The organism is Sphaerimonospora thailandensis (genome assembly GCF_016863115.1).
GTDB classification, from domain to species: Bacteria; Actinomycetota; Actinomycetes; order Streptosporangiales; family Streptosporangiaceae; genus Sphaerimonospora; species Sphaerimonospora cavernae.
The window spans coordinates 128,063-143,041 of sequence record NZ_BOOG01000011.1; the positions used below are offsets into that span (position 1 = coordinate 128,063).

General features: G+C 70.4%; 13 protein-coding genes. 4 read left to right on the forward strand and 9 right to left on the reverse strand.

The genetic code is table 11. The features are described 5' to 3' along the window. Positions 1 to 59: 59 nt before the first annotated feature. From Mth01_RS05820 to Mth01_RS05830, 3 genes are all read right to left on the reverse strand, one after another. Complete coding sequence (locus tag Mth01_RS05820) at positions 60 to 2,246, reverse strand: hypothetical protein (protein ID WP_204012437.1); 2,187 nt, start codon at positions 2,244 to 2,246, stop codon at positions 60 to 62. 102 nt (positions 2,247 to 2,348) lie between these two features. Then, positions 2,349 to 3,200 carry a PhzF family phenazine biosynthesis protein gene (locus Mth01_RS05825; RefSeq protein ID WP_204012439.1) on the reverse strand — a complete coding sequence of 284 codons (852 nt, stop codon included), beginning with the start codon at positions 3,198 to 3,200 and terminating at the stop codon, positions 2,349 to 2,351. A gap of 10 nt (positions 3,201 to 3,210) precedes the next feature. After that, positions 3,211 to 3,945, reverse strand: coding sequence for a PP2C family protein-serine/threonine phosphatase (locus Mth01_RS05830; protein WP_204012441.1), 735 nt, complete (start codon positions 3,943 to 3,945; stop codon positions 3,211 to 3,213). A 58-nt stretch (positions 3,946 to 4,003) separates the two neighbouring features. Here Mth01_RS05830 and Mth01_RS05835 point away from each other — a divergent pair, with 58 nt between their 5' ends. Both Mth01_RS05835 and Mth01_RS05840 read left to right on the forward strand, forming a co-directional pair. Beyond that, complete coding sequence (locus Mth01_RS05835) at positions 4,004 to 6,184, forward strand: N-6 DNA methylase (protein WP_204012447.1); 2,181 nt, start codon at positions 4,004 to 4,006, stop codon at positions 6,182 to 6,184. A 40-nt stretch (positions 6,185 to 6,224) separates the two neighbouring features. Further along, a complete protein-coding gene (locus tag Mth01_RS05840) occupies positions 6,225 to 7,121 on the forward strand; it encodes a serine/threonine-protein kinase (protein ID WP_204012450.1) in 897 nt (298 codons plus the stop codon). A 161-nt stretch (positions 7,122 to 7,282) separates the two neighbouring features. On the opposite strand, the gene Mth01_RS05845 is transcribed toward Mth01_RS05840, so the two are convergent. Further along, the gene (locus tag Mth01_RS05845; protein WP_204012453.1) at positions 7,283 to 7,912 is read right to left on the reverse strand and encodes a hypothetical protein; all 630 of its coding nucleotides are present in this window, start codon (positions 7,910 to 7,912) and stop codon (positions 7,283 to 7,285) included. Between the two features lie 388 nt (positions 7,913 to 8,300). Between Mth01_RS05845 and Mth01_RS05850 the strand changes: the two genes are divergently transcribed. After that, positions 8,301 to 8,543, forward strand: coding sequence for a type II toxin-antitoxin system HicA family toxin (locus Mth01_RS05850; protein ID WP_204012462.1), 243 nt, complete (start codon positions 8,301 to 8,303; stop codon positions 8,541 to 8,543). Next, a complete protein-coding gene (locus Mth01_RS05855) occupies positions 8,533 to 9,150 on the forward strand; it encodes a Rossmann-fold NAD(P)-binding domain-containing protein (protein ID WP_204012465.1) in 618 nt (205 codons plus the stop codon). Before Mth01_RS05850 ends, Mth01_RS05855 begins: the two co-directional genes overlap by 11 nt. 65 nt (positions 9,151 to 9,215) lie before the next feature. On the opposite strand, the gene rodA is transcribed toward Mth01_RS05855, so the two are convergent. Genes rodA through mreB form a run of 5 tightly spaced genes read right to left on the reverse strand, consistent with a single transcriptional unit; the run spans position 9,216 to position 14,903 of the window. Further along, the gene (gene rodA / locus Mth01_RS05860) at positions 9,216 to 10,442 is read right to left on the reverse strand and encodes a rod shape-determining protein RodA (RefSeq protein ID WP_239089400.1); all 1,227 of its coding nucleotides are present in this window, start codon (positions 10,440 to 10,442) and stop codon (positions 9,216 to 9,218) included. Next, entirely contained in the window at positions 10,439 to 12,496 is a 2,058-nt protein-coding gene (gene mrdA, locus Mth01_RS05865) for a penicillin-binding protein 2 (RefSeq protein ID WP_204012475.1), read from the reverse strand. Before mrdA ends, rodA begins: the two co-directional genes overlap by 4 nt. Continuing rightward, a complete protein-coding gene (locus Mth01_RS05870) occupies positions 12,489 to 13,088 on the reverse strand; it encodes a rod shape-determining protein MreD (RefSeq protein WP_204012476.1) in 600 nt (199 codons plus the stop codon). Before Mth01_RS05870 ends, mrdA begins: the two co-directional genes overlap by 8 nt. After that, positions 13,085 to 13,867: a rod shape-determining protein MreC gene (gene mreC / locus Mth01_RS05875; RefSeq protein WP_204012479.1), complete on the reverse strand. Its 783-nt coding sequence runs from the start codon at positions 13,865 to 13,867 to the stop codon at positions 13,085 to 13,087. Before mreC ends, Mth01_RS05870 begins: the two co-directional genes overlap by 4 nt. Before the next feature lie 10 nt (positions 13,868 to 13,877). Continuing rightward, complete coding sequence (gene mreB / locus Mth01_RS05880; RefSeq protein ID WP_204012483.1) at positions 13,878 to 14,903, reverse strand: rod shape-determining protein; 1,026 nt, start codon at positions 14,901 to 14,903, stop codon at positions 13,878 to 13,880. Between the last annotated feature and the right edge of the window lie 76 nt (positions 14,904 to 14,979).

A 14,979-nucleotide genomic window follows, 5' to 3' on the forward strand; every position in this document is an offset into this window, starting at 1 on the left:
CGGGCTCCGTTCGATGCTTGGCAGGTACTTCGATGCTTGGCAGGTACTCGGTCAGGGGCTTACGGGGTGGTCGCAGGGCCGGGGTTCGCGCAGACGAGTGGGTCCGGCGGCCAGTTCGGGCCGGTCCACGGATCCGGTACGGCCAGCCGTACGTGCAGCGAACCGGCGGCGGCCAGTCGTCGCGGCAGCGTCAGCACCCCGTGCGGCGGCACCGGCACGATCTCGGCGGAGCCCCCGTCCAGGTCGCAGCCCGGGCGGATCTCGGCCACCAGGCCCTCCAGCCACACCAGGTCCGTCAGGAGCAGCCGATCCCCGAGATGCGTCACACCGGAGACGGCGCCGGCCGGCCGGACGTACGCCACCGGCACGTCAGGCGGGAGGATCAGGTCGGCGCCCTGACAGGCGGTGACCGTGTCGAGCGCCCGCCGCAGGCTGTAGCGGCCCCGGGCCGAAGGGGTCAGCTCCTGGACGGCGCGGCCGTCGGCCCGAACCTCCAACGGGCCGGCCTCGGCGCCGTCGATCCGCAACCACTCGATCGTCTCGAGTTCCTCCACGGCCAGGCGGAGCGGGCTCGCCCGCCATTCGTGACGATCGGTGGCGACGCGCATGTGCGGCGGGGTGAGGACGAGCCGTGTGCCGCCATAGGTGAACACGTGCGCGGTCTCGTCGGCGGCGAAACTCAGCGTGGCGTTCCCCTCGGACCCGCTGATGTGGGCCCTCGCCGGCGCCAACCCGTCCGGGGCCAGCGGCCGCGGTTGCGGATCGTGCCGTACGGCCAGGCCTCCGGCGACCATGACCTTCCTGCGGGAGGCGAGCCCGATCGGCCCGCGCACCATGACGGTGATCTCGCCGACCCCATCCCACAGATCAGTGATCTCGACGGGCTCGCCTGGTGTGAACGAGTCGCGGAAGACGGACCGCCCGGCCTGCCGTACCTCGACGGACCAGGTCAGCCCGCCACCGGGAAGCCAGACGGAGACACCGGTGAAGACCGGGGCGTCATCGGGAGTGGTGACACCGGTGATCGCCGCGCCCGTGCGCACACGCGGACGGTCCTTGCCGCGGATCTGGCGACGCGGCCCCCCTGATCCGGCTGCTCCGCCGTGGGAGTCACTCAGCGCGATCCACGTGGCCTGCCCGGGGGAGATCTGGACCAGTCGCCAGCCGGACCAGCCGACCGGCGGCGGGCTTTCCACGATGATCCGCAACGGTCCGTCCGCCGTCGGTTCCCGGTCCTTTGGAAACATGCACCACACGGCGTCGGCGGGCAGCGAACGACCGGGAGGAAGATGACGGCCGTCCTCGGTGAAGACCAGCAGCGGGTCGGCTGGATCGACGATGTCCAGCCGGATCTCGCGGGTCCCGGCACGCCAGCTGACGCGGGCCGACCGAGTGGGTCGGACGATCGGGACGAGGTCGCCGGGCCGGACGTCGATCGTCTCTTCGCCGGTGCCGGTGCCGGTGCCGGTGCCGGTGTCGGTGTCGGTGTCGATGGTCACGGCCGCCGGGCCGATCGCGGCCGGCAGGCGCAGCCGTACGCCCTGTCCGAGCGGGGTGAGCAGGAGTTCCGGGCGCTCCTCGTCGGGGGTGGGATCCAGCAGCCGGTCACGGACCAGAGCCCGAGCGTGGTCCATGATGCGGGCAGGCAGTGTGAGACCCGCCAGATCGGGTTCTGGGGAACGTAGCCGGTCGAGCAGATCGAGGCAGCGCTCGGCCAGGTCGGCGGCGTAGTCCCCGCCGTGCTCCAAGAAGCGGCGCACCGGCTCGTCGAGAGCGTCGGACCGGCCGTCCAGTAAGAACCGGAAGAACCCCAGCAGACAGGACGTGGGAACACCCGCGTGCATCAAGATCTGACTGATGTGCCGATTCGCGCCCGCCTGTTCCGGGAGACGGGGGAGGCCGAGCCGGTGCAGCGCGGACAGGAACGCCTCGCCGAACGCGGCGGCATCCGACGTCCTGCCCCGGAAACGGGTGGCCGCCCACCATGAGGGCCAGCAGGACCCCGACCGGTAACCGGTCGCGGCCACGCCCGACAGGGCCACGACAAGGCAGGCGGGCCAGCGACGGGCGAGCTCGAGATGACGCCCGCGCCGTAGTTCCCGGTACATCTCGCCCAGCGCGCCCGCGGCGGCCTCGACCATCGTCTCGTCCGCATTGACCTCGGCCGCCAGCGACACCTGGCCGAGCCGATGCGCCCAGTCCCGCTCCAGCAGATCGAGGAGCGATGCCGCGTGACGGGTGAACATGTGCGGTGCCGAATCCAGGGGTTTGGGGAGGACTTTCCAAGATTACCCACTCGGCCGGGCTACTCGGCCGGGCACCCGCCCGCAGTCGGAAGATCGGGCCGGTCAGACGTGCAGCTCGCCCGACCAGATGGTGACGGCCTGACCGGCCAGCTCCACCCGGTCGCCCCGCAGCGTGGTCCGGATGGTCCCGCCCCGCTCGGAGAGTTGCGCGCCGACGAGCGCGTCCCGGCCGGACTTCGCCGACCAGTACGGCGACAGCACGCAGTGGGCGGAACCGGTGACCGGGTCCTCGGGGACGCCGACCCTGGGAGCGAAGAATCGGGACACGTAATCGGGACGTCCCCCGTTCCTGTTGTCGTCCCTGTCCCCGTCGTCGTCCCCGTCGCCGTCCCTGTCCCCGTCGTCGGCGGTCGCGGTCACGATGACGCCGCGGGCGTCGACGGCGGCCAGTCGTTCGAAGTCCGGCGCCGCAGACCGTACGGCCTGTGCCGACTCGACCTCGACCAGCAGGTCGAACCGGCTGCGCCCGACCCAGACGGGCTTGACCCCCAGCGCCTCGACCAGGCCCTCGGGGGCGTCGACGGCCGTGGCCCGGGTGGCGGGGAAGTTCATCGCGATCAGCCCGTCGGCGGTCTGCTCGGTGGACAGGACGCCGCTCCTGGTGGAGAACTCGAGCCGGCCGGACCCGCCGAGGGAGTAGAGAACGTGTGCCGCGGCCAGTGTGGCGTGTCCGCACAGGTCGACCTCGACGGCCGGGGTGAACCAGCGCAGCGGGCGCGGCCCGTCTTCCTGATCATCCCTCGGTGCGGGGACGAAGGCGGTCTCCGAATGCCGCATCTCGGCGGCCACCGCCTGCATCCATTCGTCCGGCACGGTCTCGTCCAGCAGGCAGACCGCGGCGGGATTGCCACGGAAGGGCCGGTCGGTGAAGGAATCGACGGTGAAGATGCGCATACCGCGGATTTTAGGAGGAGCCGGCCTCGATGTCGGCGACGATGCAGGAGATGTTGTCGGGGCCGCCGCCCTCGTTCGCCAGGTCGATCAGGCGACGCACCGCCTCCTCCGGATCGTCGACCGTCGTCAGCACCTGGTGCAGCGCCTCCGGATCCAGCACGGCCGTGAGCCCGTCGGAGCACAGCAGATAACGATCCCCCGGGCTGGCGTCCCGCAGCGAGAGGTCGGGATCGGCGGTGCCGCTGGTCTCGAGAGCCCGCAGCAGCAGCGAGCGGCTCGGGTGCCTGGCCGCCTGATCCGCGCTCATCCGTCCGTCGTCCACCAACGACTGGACCAGCGTGTGGTCTCTCGTGATCTGGTAGAGGTTCCCCTCGCGCAGCATGTACGCCCTGGAGTCGCCGACGTGCGCGAGCGCGAACCTGTCCTGGCCGTCCCACAGCATGGCCGTGACCGTCGTGCCCATCCGCTCCATCGCGGGATCACGCTCGGCCAGCTCGCTCAGCCGTCGACCGGCCTCCAGCACCGCGCCTTCGAGGGCGGCGACGGGGTCCTCGGGCGGCTGGCCGTCTTCCAGAGTCGCCAGAGCACCGATGGCGACCGCACTGGCGACGTCCCCGTGGCCGTGTCCGCCCATGCCGTCGGCTATGGCGAGAACGCGCTCGCCCACGTGCACCGAATCCTCATTCTTGCTGCGGGAGCGCCCGACATCAGTGCCGGCGGCGTAGCGGATGCGGTTGTGCGTCATAGTTTTGAGTAAACCACTGGTTGAATCACTTCACAAGTATGATGCTAGCCTGAGCCTCATGAGCCACGAGATCCCGGCTGCGCGTGAGGCCTCGGTTCCTGAGGCCTCGGTTCCTGAGGCCACGATACGAGAGGCCACGGTGAACGCCGGCGAGATCGCCCGCCTGGCCGGTGTGGGCCGGGCGGCGGTCAGCAACTGGCGTCGCCGCTATGAGGACTTCCCGCAGCCGGTGAGTGGCACCGCCTCCAGCCCGCTCTTCTCCCTTCCCGAAGTAGAGGCGTGGTTGCGCCGCAACGGCAAGTCTTTCGAGCTGTCCATCGGCGACCGGGTCTGGCAGCGGCTGCGGGCAGCGGCCGACGACCTGAGGCTGGGGGAGATGGTCGGCCACGCCGGGGCGTTCCTGCTCTACCTGAGGCGTGATCCCGCCGGATGGCGGCGGCTCGCCCGCGATCCCGGTGGCCTGGCCGTACGGCTCGGGCCCGCAGTCGAGGCCGCGACCGGCGATCTCCCGGCCAGGATGGCGGGCCCCGGCCTCATCGATCCGGAACTGATCCGCCTGATCGCGGAGATGGCCGAACGGCAGGGCGACGCGGCCACGTTCGAATTCCTGTGCGACCGCTACGCCGAGGCGCACAGCCGGCGGCTGGCCGTCACCCGGGCCGACCTGGCCGAGCTGATGACGCGGCTGGCCTGCGCCGACGCGAAATCCGTCCTGGACCCGGCCTGTGGCATGGGAACCCTGCTGCTCGGCGTGCCCGAGCAGACCCGGCCGCTCGGCCAGGAAGTCAACGAGACCGTGGCCGTCCTGACCGCCGTACGGCTGCTGCTGCGCGGGCACAGCGCGCGGATCGTCGCGGGCGACACGCTCAGAGACGACGGCTTCCTCGAGGAGCGGGCCGACGCCGTGGTGTGCGACCCGCCGTTCAACGAGCGGGCGTGGGGACACGAGGAGCTGGTCGGAGATCCCCGGTGGGGGTACGGCATGCCGCCGCGGGGCGAGTCCGAGCTCGCGTGGGTCCAACACTGTCTCGCCCATGTGCGGCCGGGCGGGCCCGTCGCCATTCTGATGCCGGCGGCCGCCGCCGGGAGGCGCTCCGGGCGGCGGATCCGGGCGAACCTGCTGCGCGGTGGGACGCTGCGTGCCGTGATCACGCTGTCCGCCGGGGGCCCGGATCTGTGGCTGCTTCGCCGTCCGATCCCCGGCGAGCCGCAGCCCGCGACGTTCCTCGTGGCCGATGCCGCCGACGACCTGTCGATCGTCGAATCGGTATGGCGGGCCTGCCTCGCCGGGGCCGAGCCGCCCGGGTCGCCTGAGCTGCCCGGGTCGTCTGAGCCACCCGGGTTGTCTGAGCCACCCGGGTTGTCTGAGCTGCCCGGGCTGTCTGAGATGCCCGGGTTGCCTGAGCTGCCACAGGGCGGCCGCACCGTCCGCATCATCGACGTTCTCGATGACGAGGTGGACGTCGGCCCCGCACGGCATCTGTCGGCGCCAGGCGACGCCCGGAGGTTCCCCCTCGTGCGCGACCGGTTCCGTACGGCGGCGGCCGCGCTGGCGGACGCCGTGCCCGACCTCGTCCTGCCCGACCTCGCCCTACCGGACCTCACCGGGTCCGGCGAGGCGAGCGCGCAGGGCCCGGGTGGGACGCGCGGCGCCGACGCCTGGGACTCCTCCTCCTCTGCCACCACCACCGTCGCCGAGCTGGTCAGGGCGAGGATGGTGACGGTCCGCCACTCTTCGCTCAAGGCGCTGCCCGAAGCCCATGGGCGGGTCCGCGTGCTCACCGTCGACGACCTGGCGACGGGCGGGCCGCCGTCCGGATCGACCCCGTCCGCGGACGGCCTGGTGACGATCCGACCCGGGGACGTCGTCGCGTCCGCCATCACAGCGCGGGTCGCCGACGTCGAAGGCGTGGTGCTGGGCCCGCACCTCAGCGTCTTCCGAGTGGACCCCGCCAAGCTCGACCCGGAGTTCCTCGCCGGTCTCCTGCGGTTCGCCGCGAGCGGGCCGGGAACGGGGACGAGCCGAGTCGGCGCCAGCAGAGTCGGCGCGAGCAGGGTCGACGTTCGCCGCGCCCGCGTGCCACGGCTGCCCATGGCCCGTCAGCGGGCGTACGGCAGGGCCTTCCGGCAGCTTCTCGCCCTCGAGGACGGCCTCAGGGAGGTGACCGCCGCGGGGGAGAAGCTCGCCCGCGCCGGGGTCGAAGGGTTGATCGCCGGCACTCTTCTTCCACCTGTCTGAAGGTGTAGTTTTTTCCGGTACAGGCCGACGGGAGGGTGCATTGGTCATCGGTGACCGCTATGAGCTTGACGACCTTCCCCTGGGCCAGGGCGGGATGGGTGCGGTCTACGGCGGTCATGACCGGCATCTCGACCGCAGGGTGGCGGTGAAGTTCCTGCGGCTCCCCGGCGGTCAGGACGAGGAACTGGAGCGCAGGTTCATCCGGGAGGCGCGGATCCTGGCTCGGCTGGAGCACCCGGGAGCGCCGGTCCTCTACGACTTCGGCACGTACGAGCAGCGTCTTTTCCAGGTCATGCAGTTCATCGAGGGAGTGACGGTCGCCGACCTGCTCGGCGAGCACGGCCCGCTTCCCGTGCCCTGGGCCGCCGCCATCGTCGCCCAGGCATGCGCCGTACTGACGGCGGCGCACAAGTTGTCGATCTGCCACCGCGATCTCAAGCCGACCAACCTCATGCTCTGCCCCGACGGCAGCGTGAAGGTCCTCGATTTCGGGCTCGCCATGCTGCGGGAGGGGGAAACCCGTCAATTCACCAGGATCGGGCAGATCCTCGGCACCCCCGCGTACATGTCGCCCGAGCAGATCCAGAGCGGGATCGCCGGGCCGGAGAGCGACCTGTACGCCCTCGGCTGTGTCCTGCACGAGATGCTGACCGGCAGGCAGCTGTTCACCGGGCCGACGGAGTACGCGGTCTTCGACAAGCAGGTGAAGGCGCGACCGCCGCGGGTCCCGAATGTGCCCGCCGCGCTGGACCGGCTGATCGCCGAACTGCTGGAGAAGCAGCCGGAGAACCGGCCGGCCGACGCCTGCGAACTGTACGAGCGGCTGCAGCCCTTCGCGGTCGACCTTCCCACACTGCCCGGCTTCCTCAACCCCCCGTCCCTGCCGAGCCCCGGCCGGATGTACGCCCGCATGGTCGGCCGCGTCGGAAAACAGTAGTTCGGGCGTCTCGAAGGAGTCGTCTGGCCGTCCTGTCTGGCGCTGCTCGCGGCGACGGCGAGATCGCTGGAGACCGGCCGGCCCATCCGCGGCCGGTGCCCGCCCGTGGAGAAGGGCGATTTGGAATGGGAGAGCACCTGTTGACGGCGGCGACTTTGCCGTCATGCGTGCCCCTGCCCTCTGTTCAGTGGAAACTTCACCGACCCAGCAGCCCGATCCGTTTCGTCGAGGTCTCCATCTTGGCGTAAGCGGAGTTGTCGCCGGCATTCATCGGCGAGTTTGGGGTAGGCGCGAGCGATGGCGGCGTAGATGCGCCCTCTCAGTAGTCGTTCTCCTTCCGCACGGCCGACCTTGCCGAACAGGCCTTCCAGCTCATCGTCATAGCCTGTGAGTGCGTGACGCAGGTAGTTGACCACCCACCTCTGCAAGGTCGGCTCGTCCACCTCCTCCACTCGAGCCGATGCCGGGATGTGGTCCAGCCGATACCGCGCCCGCTCTGCGTCGATACGGTTTCGATGAGCTACCGCCTTACGGGCCAGTTCGTTCCAGTCGAGGACGGGCACCGTGATCCGCATGCGGTTGACATGTTCGAGCGTTTCGCCGCGCCTGCGCTCGACAGCGGCCAGCGCCGACCGCGATCTCCGCTCTGCCTCGCCGCGCAGCACCGCGAACGCTTCCGAATTCTCGGCGAGAACCACCCTGTCCACCTCGTACAGGCGCATCGGTGACGCTGAACGGAAAACCGGATTGGGCGCCAGCCGATCTGGCGGCCCGAGGAGCACCCGGATCATAGCGGGGCTCCATCCCCTCTCCCGCAACTCCGCCGCCGTGAAATGTCCACCGGCCATGCCACCCCTATCTGTCATGGAGCCAGCGTGGACGAGCACGGCGGGCCCACCTGGACCCGAAACACGTTCTGTGGATAACTCGGGGGATGCGCACGAAGAAAACTCTTGAATATCTCTTCTTGATCGCGTGTTGGTCAGGGTCCGAGAGAAGCTCGTGGTTCACACGTCCCAGGACGTGGGGCCCACGGGTGGAACCGTGAGCGGCCTGGGCCGCAAGTATGTGCAAGCGGTCCCCTCGATCGGAGACCATGAGAGACAAGGTCAGCGAACTCGACGCCATCGATCTTCAGATGGGCCAGGATAGATCCCTCATCAGGAGGGAATCAGACGAGTGCCCAACCCGTTTCCGTCGCTGAAGGCGAAGCAGATGCTTGCTGTCCTCCTCAGCCTTGGTTACGAAGAGCGGGCCCGCCGGGGGTCGCACCGTAAGCTCGTCTGCGAGGGACGACCGCCCCTCACCTTCGCGTTCCACGACGGGGTCAGCCTTGCACCGGGGGTGGTTAAGGACATACTAGTCAAACAGGTGGGATTGGACATCGAGGAGGCGTTGAAGGTGGTGCGTGGTGACGACTGAGGCCATCAACGTGATCATACGCTCGGATGGGAACGACCCAGATTTTTACGCCACATCCCCCCAGGCGCCTGGCCTTGTCTTTGGCCGCCGAACGACGCAAGACCTTCGAGCCGAACTTCAAGACGTTCTGAGCTTCCATTTTGGTCGGCCTGGCCCGTTTGACATGGTGGTGCATCACGAACGGCACTTCGAGATCGCCGATGGCGAACTGGTTACACGAATGGCTCTGGACGGGCACGCCGAAGACCGGCGCGCCGTCTACATGGCACTGGGCCGCGCCGCAGGTTATGAGGACCAGGCAAGCGGTCTGCTGGCGGCTCCCCCCAATATGCTCGGGGAGGTGGTGTATGTTTGCACAGTAATGTCAGATACTCTCGGATGGATCGTCAATCAATTGGATCCCCGCGGTGACACCATAAACATCGCGGTTTCCGTAGCCGACATCATGATATTTACAACATCATTTACCTATAACCAACACCGCGAAGGCATGGTCGCGATCAACACCAAGTCGTATGACTTCGATACCACCATCTCTCAGGTTGTCAGAGAGATAGGAATCGTTAAGCCGACAAGCAGGGCAGAGGAGCCGCCTATTTGCGTCTGAACCCTTCCGTTGACGGCAGGCAGCCTGAGCTTAACGGCCCGCTGGTGCTTGTCCGCGGGCGACGCTCAGCCGGGCAGAGCCGTACGGCGCCGGACGGTGCTGAGGAAGCCGACGGCGGTGAGGGTGGAGATGGTGGCCGAGCCGCCGTAGGAGACGAACGGCAGCGGCAGCCCGGTGATCGGCAGCAGTCCGATGGTCATGCCCACGTTGACGAACGTCTGGAACGCCAGCCAGCAGACCACGCCGCCCGCCAGCACCGTGCCGTACGGCGTGGCGCTCCGCGCGGCGATGAGCAGCCCGCGCCACAGCAGGAACAGCATCAGCAGCACGATGAACGCGCAGCCGAGGAAGCCGAGCTCCTCGCCCGCGACGGTGAAGATGAAGTCCGTGTGCTGCTCGGGCACGAAATGTCCGGCGGTCTGTTCTCCCTGGAACAGCCCCTTGCCGAGCAACCCGCCGGAGCCGACGGCGATCCGGGCCTGGGTGGCGTTGTAGCCGAGGCCCATCGGGTCGGCGTCCGGGTCGGTGAGCACCATCAGCCGTTGGATCTGGTAGGGCTGGACGAGGTCGAGCAGCCACACCAGGAGGACGGCCAGGCCGCCGGCCGCGGCGAGCCCGGCCAGCCAGCGCTTGGGCGCCCCGGAGACAAGGATCATCCCGGCCGAGATTGCGGCGAAGACGAGGATCGTGCCGTAGTCCGGCTGGAACATGATCAGGCCGATCGGCAGGCCGGCGAGCGCCAGGGCGAGCAGCACCGCGCCCCGGCCCGGCCGCCGTTCGCCCTCCCGCAGTTCCCCGAGAGCCGCGGCCAGCGCGAGGATCAGCGCGATCTTGGCGAACTCCGACGGCTGGAACTGCAGCCCGGACCCGAGGAAGATCCACGCGTGTGAACCGTTGACGGTACGGCCCAGCGGGGTGAGCACGGCGACCAACCCGGCGAGCGCGATCAGATACAGCACCGGGACGTACGCCCGCAGGACCCGTGGGTCGCGGCGGGACACGAGCCACATGAGCGCGAGGCCCAGGCCCACGCTGAGGGCCTGCCGCGTGAGCAGGGAAGAATCCGGCTCATTGCGGGTGGCCGACCAGACCAGCAGCAGGCCGATCCCGCACAGGACGGCGGCCGGGATCGTCACCCACCAGTCGAGGGAGGCCGCCGCGGACCGCCGGGCCATATGCGCATCCGCCCGGCGGGAGAGGACGCGGCGGGAGAGGACGCGACGCCAGAGGGGGCGGCGCGAGGCGGCCCGGCCGAGCGGAGGCCGGGTGGCAAGGGGGCGCGGGATCGTCATCGCTCACCACCACGGCGACGCGAGCTCGCCTTGGAAGACGGTTTGGCGGACGCCTTGGCCGGGAGGCGGTAGATGCCCTCCCAGATGTCGCGGGCGGCCGGGGCGGCGGTCGACCCACCGGTGCCGCCCTGGGACACCACGACGACCACCACATACTTCGGGTCCTTGGCCGGGGCGAAGGACGCGAACCAGGAGGTGTCCTGCCTGCCGTACGCCTCGGCCGTACCGGTCTTGCCCGCCACGGCGAGCCGGTCGAACGGGAAACCCGCGAACGCGCCCGCGGCGGTGCCCGCGCGGGGGACGTCCGCGAGCGCGTCGCGGATGTAACGCAGGGTCTTACGGGAGACGTCGACCTTGCCCACCACGGACGGTTTGATCTTGCGGACGACCGTGCCGTCCGGCCGGACCACGGCCTTGCCGATGCGCGGGCGCAGCAGCTTGCCCCCGTTGGCGAGCGCGGCGTAGCCGCGGGCGAGCTGCAGCGGTGTGACCAGCACGTCACCCTGGCCGATCGCGAAGTTCGCCGCGTCGCCCGCCCACCAGACGCCCCCGCCACGGCAGTTGTCGGCCGCCAGCGCCTTGAGATAAGCGGCCCGCCGCCGGTCGGACTCCTCCGGGTAGCCGGTCTTGGCCCGGCGGCAGGTGTCCGCCTTGGTCCGCTCCCAGAAGGCCCTCTTCCAGGCTCGGTCGGGCACGCGACCGGCGGCCTCGTTCGGCAGGTCCACCCCGGTGCGTTCGCCGAAGCCGAACTCTCCGGCCATCGCCTGCATCGGGTCCTTGGGGCGGCGGACGGGCTTCACCCCGCCGTCGCGCCGCCACATCTCATACGCGAAGCGGTAGAAGATCGTGTCGCACGAGACGACGAGCGCGCGGTGCAGGTCCATGGGGCCGAGCGCGGCGCCCTCGAAGTTGCGGAACGAGCGCCCGCCCACCTGGTAGGAGCCCGGGCAGTCGTAGGAGGCGCCCGGCCTGCGGCCGGCCTTCACCGCCGCCGCCGTCGAGACGATCTTCCAGGTGGAGCCGGGCGGCCACTGTCCGAGCACCGCGTTCGAAGCCAGCGGCAGCGACTCGAAGTCCTGCTGGGACAGGTCGCCGCCCCACACCTTGGGGTCATAGCTGGGATAACTGGCGAGCGCCGTCACCCGCCCGGTCCTGGCCTCCAGCACCACGGCCGCGCCGATGTCAGCGGGCTCGCCCCGCTTGCGCGCCTTGGCGATCGTTTTGGCCAGCGCGCGCTCGGTGAGCTTCTGGATCCGCGCGTCGATGCTGGTCACCAGGTCATAGCCGGGTTCCGGATCCCGCTCGCCGAGCACGCCGGTGACCCTGCCCGTGCTGTCGACGGCGATCTCGCGCACCCCCGCGTGGCCGGCCAGCACGTCGTCGTACTCTGCCTCCAGCCCGTCGCGGCCCACGAGCTCCGCGCCCCGGCCGCCGCCCGGCGCCGCGGTGGCGCCGGCCGCCGCCGGCTGCAGGTAGCCGAGCAGGTGGGCGGCCGCCGTCCCGAGCGGGTAGGTCCGGACCGGGCGCATCGTCGTACCGACCCCGGGGAACTCGTCGTGCCGTTCGGCGATGGACAGCGCCGTCCTGGCGTCGACGTCGTCGGCAACGATGATCGGCTCGTACGGCGAGCCGGGCCAGCAGGGCCGTGGCACGTCCCTGCCGCACAGCCGCGCCCGGTTCGCGATCTCCTCGTACGGCCGGCCGAGGGCCTTGGCCAACCGGGTCAGCACGGCCCTGCCTCCGTCGGGTTGGTGGCGGAGGGCCATGTAGTCCACCGAGACCTGTGGCCTGGTCCGGTTGGTCACCAGGGGACGGCCGTGGACGTCGAGGATCCGGCCGCGCACCGGCGGAAGGGAGACCGTCCGGACGCGCGCCTCGGTGGCCGCCCTGGTGTACTCGGGACCGGTGATCATCTGCAGGTACCACAGGCGGCCGAGGAGCGTCAGCATGAGCGAGGTCACGATCGTGAACACGACCGCCAGCCGTCCCCTGGGCCCCTTGGGACCCCTGGGTCTCTTGGGCCCGCGATAGGTGCCGTGCGTCCGGTTACGCATGGCGGCTCCGGAACGGTGACCGTCGACGCCGGGGGAGCAGGGCGATCGCGGCCGAGACGGCGACCGCGCCGAGGACGGTCCAGACGAGCGAGCCGGGCAGCGAGGCGAGGACCGAGGCCTTCGGCTCGTCGCCCAGCAGCACGGCGAGCAGGGCGTCGAGCAGCGCGGCGCCGAGGGCGACCGGCGCCGCCATGATCGGGGCCATCATGCTCGGGGCCGTAATGACCGGGCGCGGTGCCGTACGGAACCCGGCCCGGCCCGTCCCGCCCGCCCACGCTGTCCACCCTGTCCGGCCTGTCCGGCCTGCCGTGCCGAACCCGGTCGGCCTCTCCGGCGGGATCCTGGCGAGGAACCATCCGGCCAGGCACAAGACGAGCGCGTGGCGGCCGATGGTGTGGTCGGCCGGCGGCGCGATGTCGGCGGCCAGCCCGGCGGCGAACCCCAGCAGGGCGCCGTGGCGGGTCAGCGGGGCGAACGCGACGACGCCGATCAGGACGAGGTCGGGGCCGCTCCACGGCAGCGCGTTCACGACGGCGGCCTGCACGACCGGGGCGAGGATGACGAACACCGCCGCGAGCAGGAACGCCCTCACAGGGCCTCACTCCCCAGCACGACGGTGACGAGGTCGAGGGCGCTGAAGCGCGCGAACGGCCGGACGAGCGCGGTCCGGGTCGGCCCGCCGGACGCGTCCTCCACCGAGACCACGCTGCCGATGGGAACGTCGGGGACGTAGGGCCGCAGGTTCGGCGATCCCAGCGTCACCACATGGTCACCCGGGGAGACGGACGCCTCGGGGTTCAGGAGGCTGAGCCGGATCAGGCCCCCGTCGGCACCATGGTCGGCCACGCCCTTCACCACCCCCACCTCACGCGAGCCGGCCAGTCTGGCGCCGACCGAGGCGGACGGAGAGGTGATGAGCTGCACGGTCGCCGTCGCCGGTCCGGCCTGGATCACCCGGCCGATGAGGCCGTCGGAGTCGAACACCGTCATGTCGCGGGCCACCCCGGCGGCGCTGCCCACGTCGATCGTCACGGTCCGGTCCCGGCCGAAGCCGATGGCGTGGGCGGGAACCACGCGGTAGCGGTCCATCGGGCTTTTGTCGCCTTTATCGTGCTTGTTCTTTTTCGGTCCGGACGGACGCCCGGTGGCGAGCAGCGCCGCGCGCAGTCTGGCGTTCTCCCGCTCCAGACGCTCGATCCGCCCCGTGTCTGCGGGCCACCGCGTCGCGGAGGAGGCGACGCTCTCCAACGAGCCGAAGACCGCCGACCCGAGCGCCCGGAGCGGGGTCGGCGACGCCCACCGGTCGGCCGCGATCAACGCGACGGACAGGACGACCAGCAGCATCGGCAGCCGTCGGCCGAAGGACCTCATCAGCAGGTCCTTATCGGCGGGTTTCGGGAAGGAACGCGTCGCGCATCTCGTCGAACTGCTCGACGCAGCGCCCGGCGCCCAGCACGACCGAATGCAGCGGCTCATCGACCACATGGATCGGCATGCCGATCGCCTCTCTCAGCCGATCCGGCAGTCCGTCGAGCAGCGAGCCGCCGCCGGTGAGCACGACGCCGTTGTCCAGCAGATCACCCGCAAGCTCGGCGGGGCACTGGTCGAGCGTCGTCTGCACCGCGTCGACGATCGTCTGGACCTGGTCCTCGATCGCCTCCCGCACCTCGGCCCGGGAGATCGTGGCCGTCTTCGGCAGCCCGGTCACCAGGTCCCGGCCGCGGATCGGGATCGTGGTGTCGTCACCGCCGGACCCGGTCGTGCCGAGGGTGAGCTTGATGTGCTCCGCCGTACGCTCGCCGAGGAGCAGGGAGTGCTGCTTCTTGACGTGGCCGACGATCGCCTCGTCGAGCTCGTCGCCGCCGACCCGGACCGATTTGGACACCACCACGCCGCCCATGGAGACGATCGCGACCTCCGTCGTGCCGCCGCCGATGTCCACGACCATGTTGCCGGTCGTCTCGCCGATGTTCAGCCCGGCGCCGATCGCGGCGGCCATCGGCTCCTCGATGAGCTCCACCCGCCGGGCCCCGGCCTCGTAGGCCGCCTCCTTGACCGCGCGCTGCTCCACGCTGGTCGTGCCGCTCGGCACGGCCACGACGACGCGGGGCTTGGCGAGGTAGCGGTTGGGATGCGCGAGCTGGATGAAGTGGCGGAGCATGCGTTCGGCCGCCTCGAGGTCCGCGATCACACCGTCTCGCAGCGGGCGGAGCGTGGTGACGTGGGGCGGCGTGCGCCCGATCATCTCGCGGGCCGCCTTGCCCACCGCCATCATCTTGCCGGTGTGCAGGTTGATCGCCACCACGGAGGGCTCGTCGAGGACGATGCCCTTCTTCCGTACGTATACAAGCGTGTTCGCCGTACCGAGATCCACCGCGATGTCCCGGCCGAGGAACGCGAAACCCATCGGCGACCAGCTTTCAGTTGAGGTGAGCACGGCTCGCCGCTGCCCGGCGCCTGAGCCACTTAAACAACCATGAGTC

What these genes read in the sequence shown, in the direction of transcription:
- Mth01_RS05820 (WP_204012437.1), bottom strand. Translation starts at nt 2,246, where the DNA reads ATGTTCACCCGTCACGCGGCATCGCTCCTCGATCTGCTGGAGCGGGAC.
- Mth01_RS05825 (WP_204012439.1), bottom strand. Translation starts at nt 3,200, where the DNA reads ATGCGCATCTTCACCGTCGATTCCTTCACCGACCGGCCCTTCCGTGGC.
- Mth01_RS05830 (WP_204012441.1), bottom strand. Translation starts at nt 3,945, where the DNA reads ATGACGCACAACCGCATCCGCTACGCCGCCGGCACTGATGTCGGGCGC.
- Mth01_RS05835 (WP_204012447.1), top strand. Translation starts at nt 4,004, where the DNA reads ATGAGCCACGAGATCCCGGCTGCGCGTGAGGCCTCGGTTCCTGAGGCC.
- Mth01_RS05845 (WP_204012453.1), bottom strand. Translation starts at nt 7,912, where the DNA reads ATGATCCGGGTGCTCCTCGGGCCGCCAGATCGGCTGGCGCCCAATCCG.
- rodA (WP_239089400.1), bottom strand. Translation starts at nt 10,442, where the DNA reads ATGACGATCCCGCGCCCCCTTGCCACCCGGCCTCCGCTCGGCCGGGCC.
- mrdA (WP_204012475.1), bottom strand. Translation starts at nt 12,496, where the DNA reads ATGCGTAACCGGACGCACGGCACCTATCGCGGGCCCAAGAGACCCAGG.
- mreC (WP_204012479.1), bottom strand. Translation starts at nt 13,867, where the DNA reads ATGAGGTCCTTCGGCCGACGGCTGCCGATGCTGCTGGTCGTCCTGTCC.
- mreB (WP_204012483.1), bottom strand. Translation starts at nt 14,903, where the DNA reads ATGGGTTTCGCGTTCCTCGGCCGGGACATCGCGGTGGATCTCGGTACG.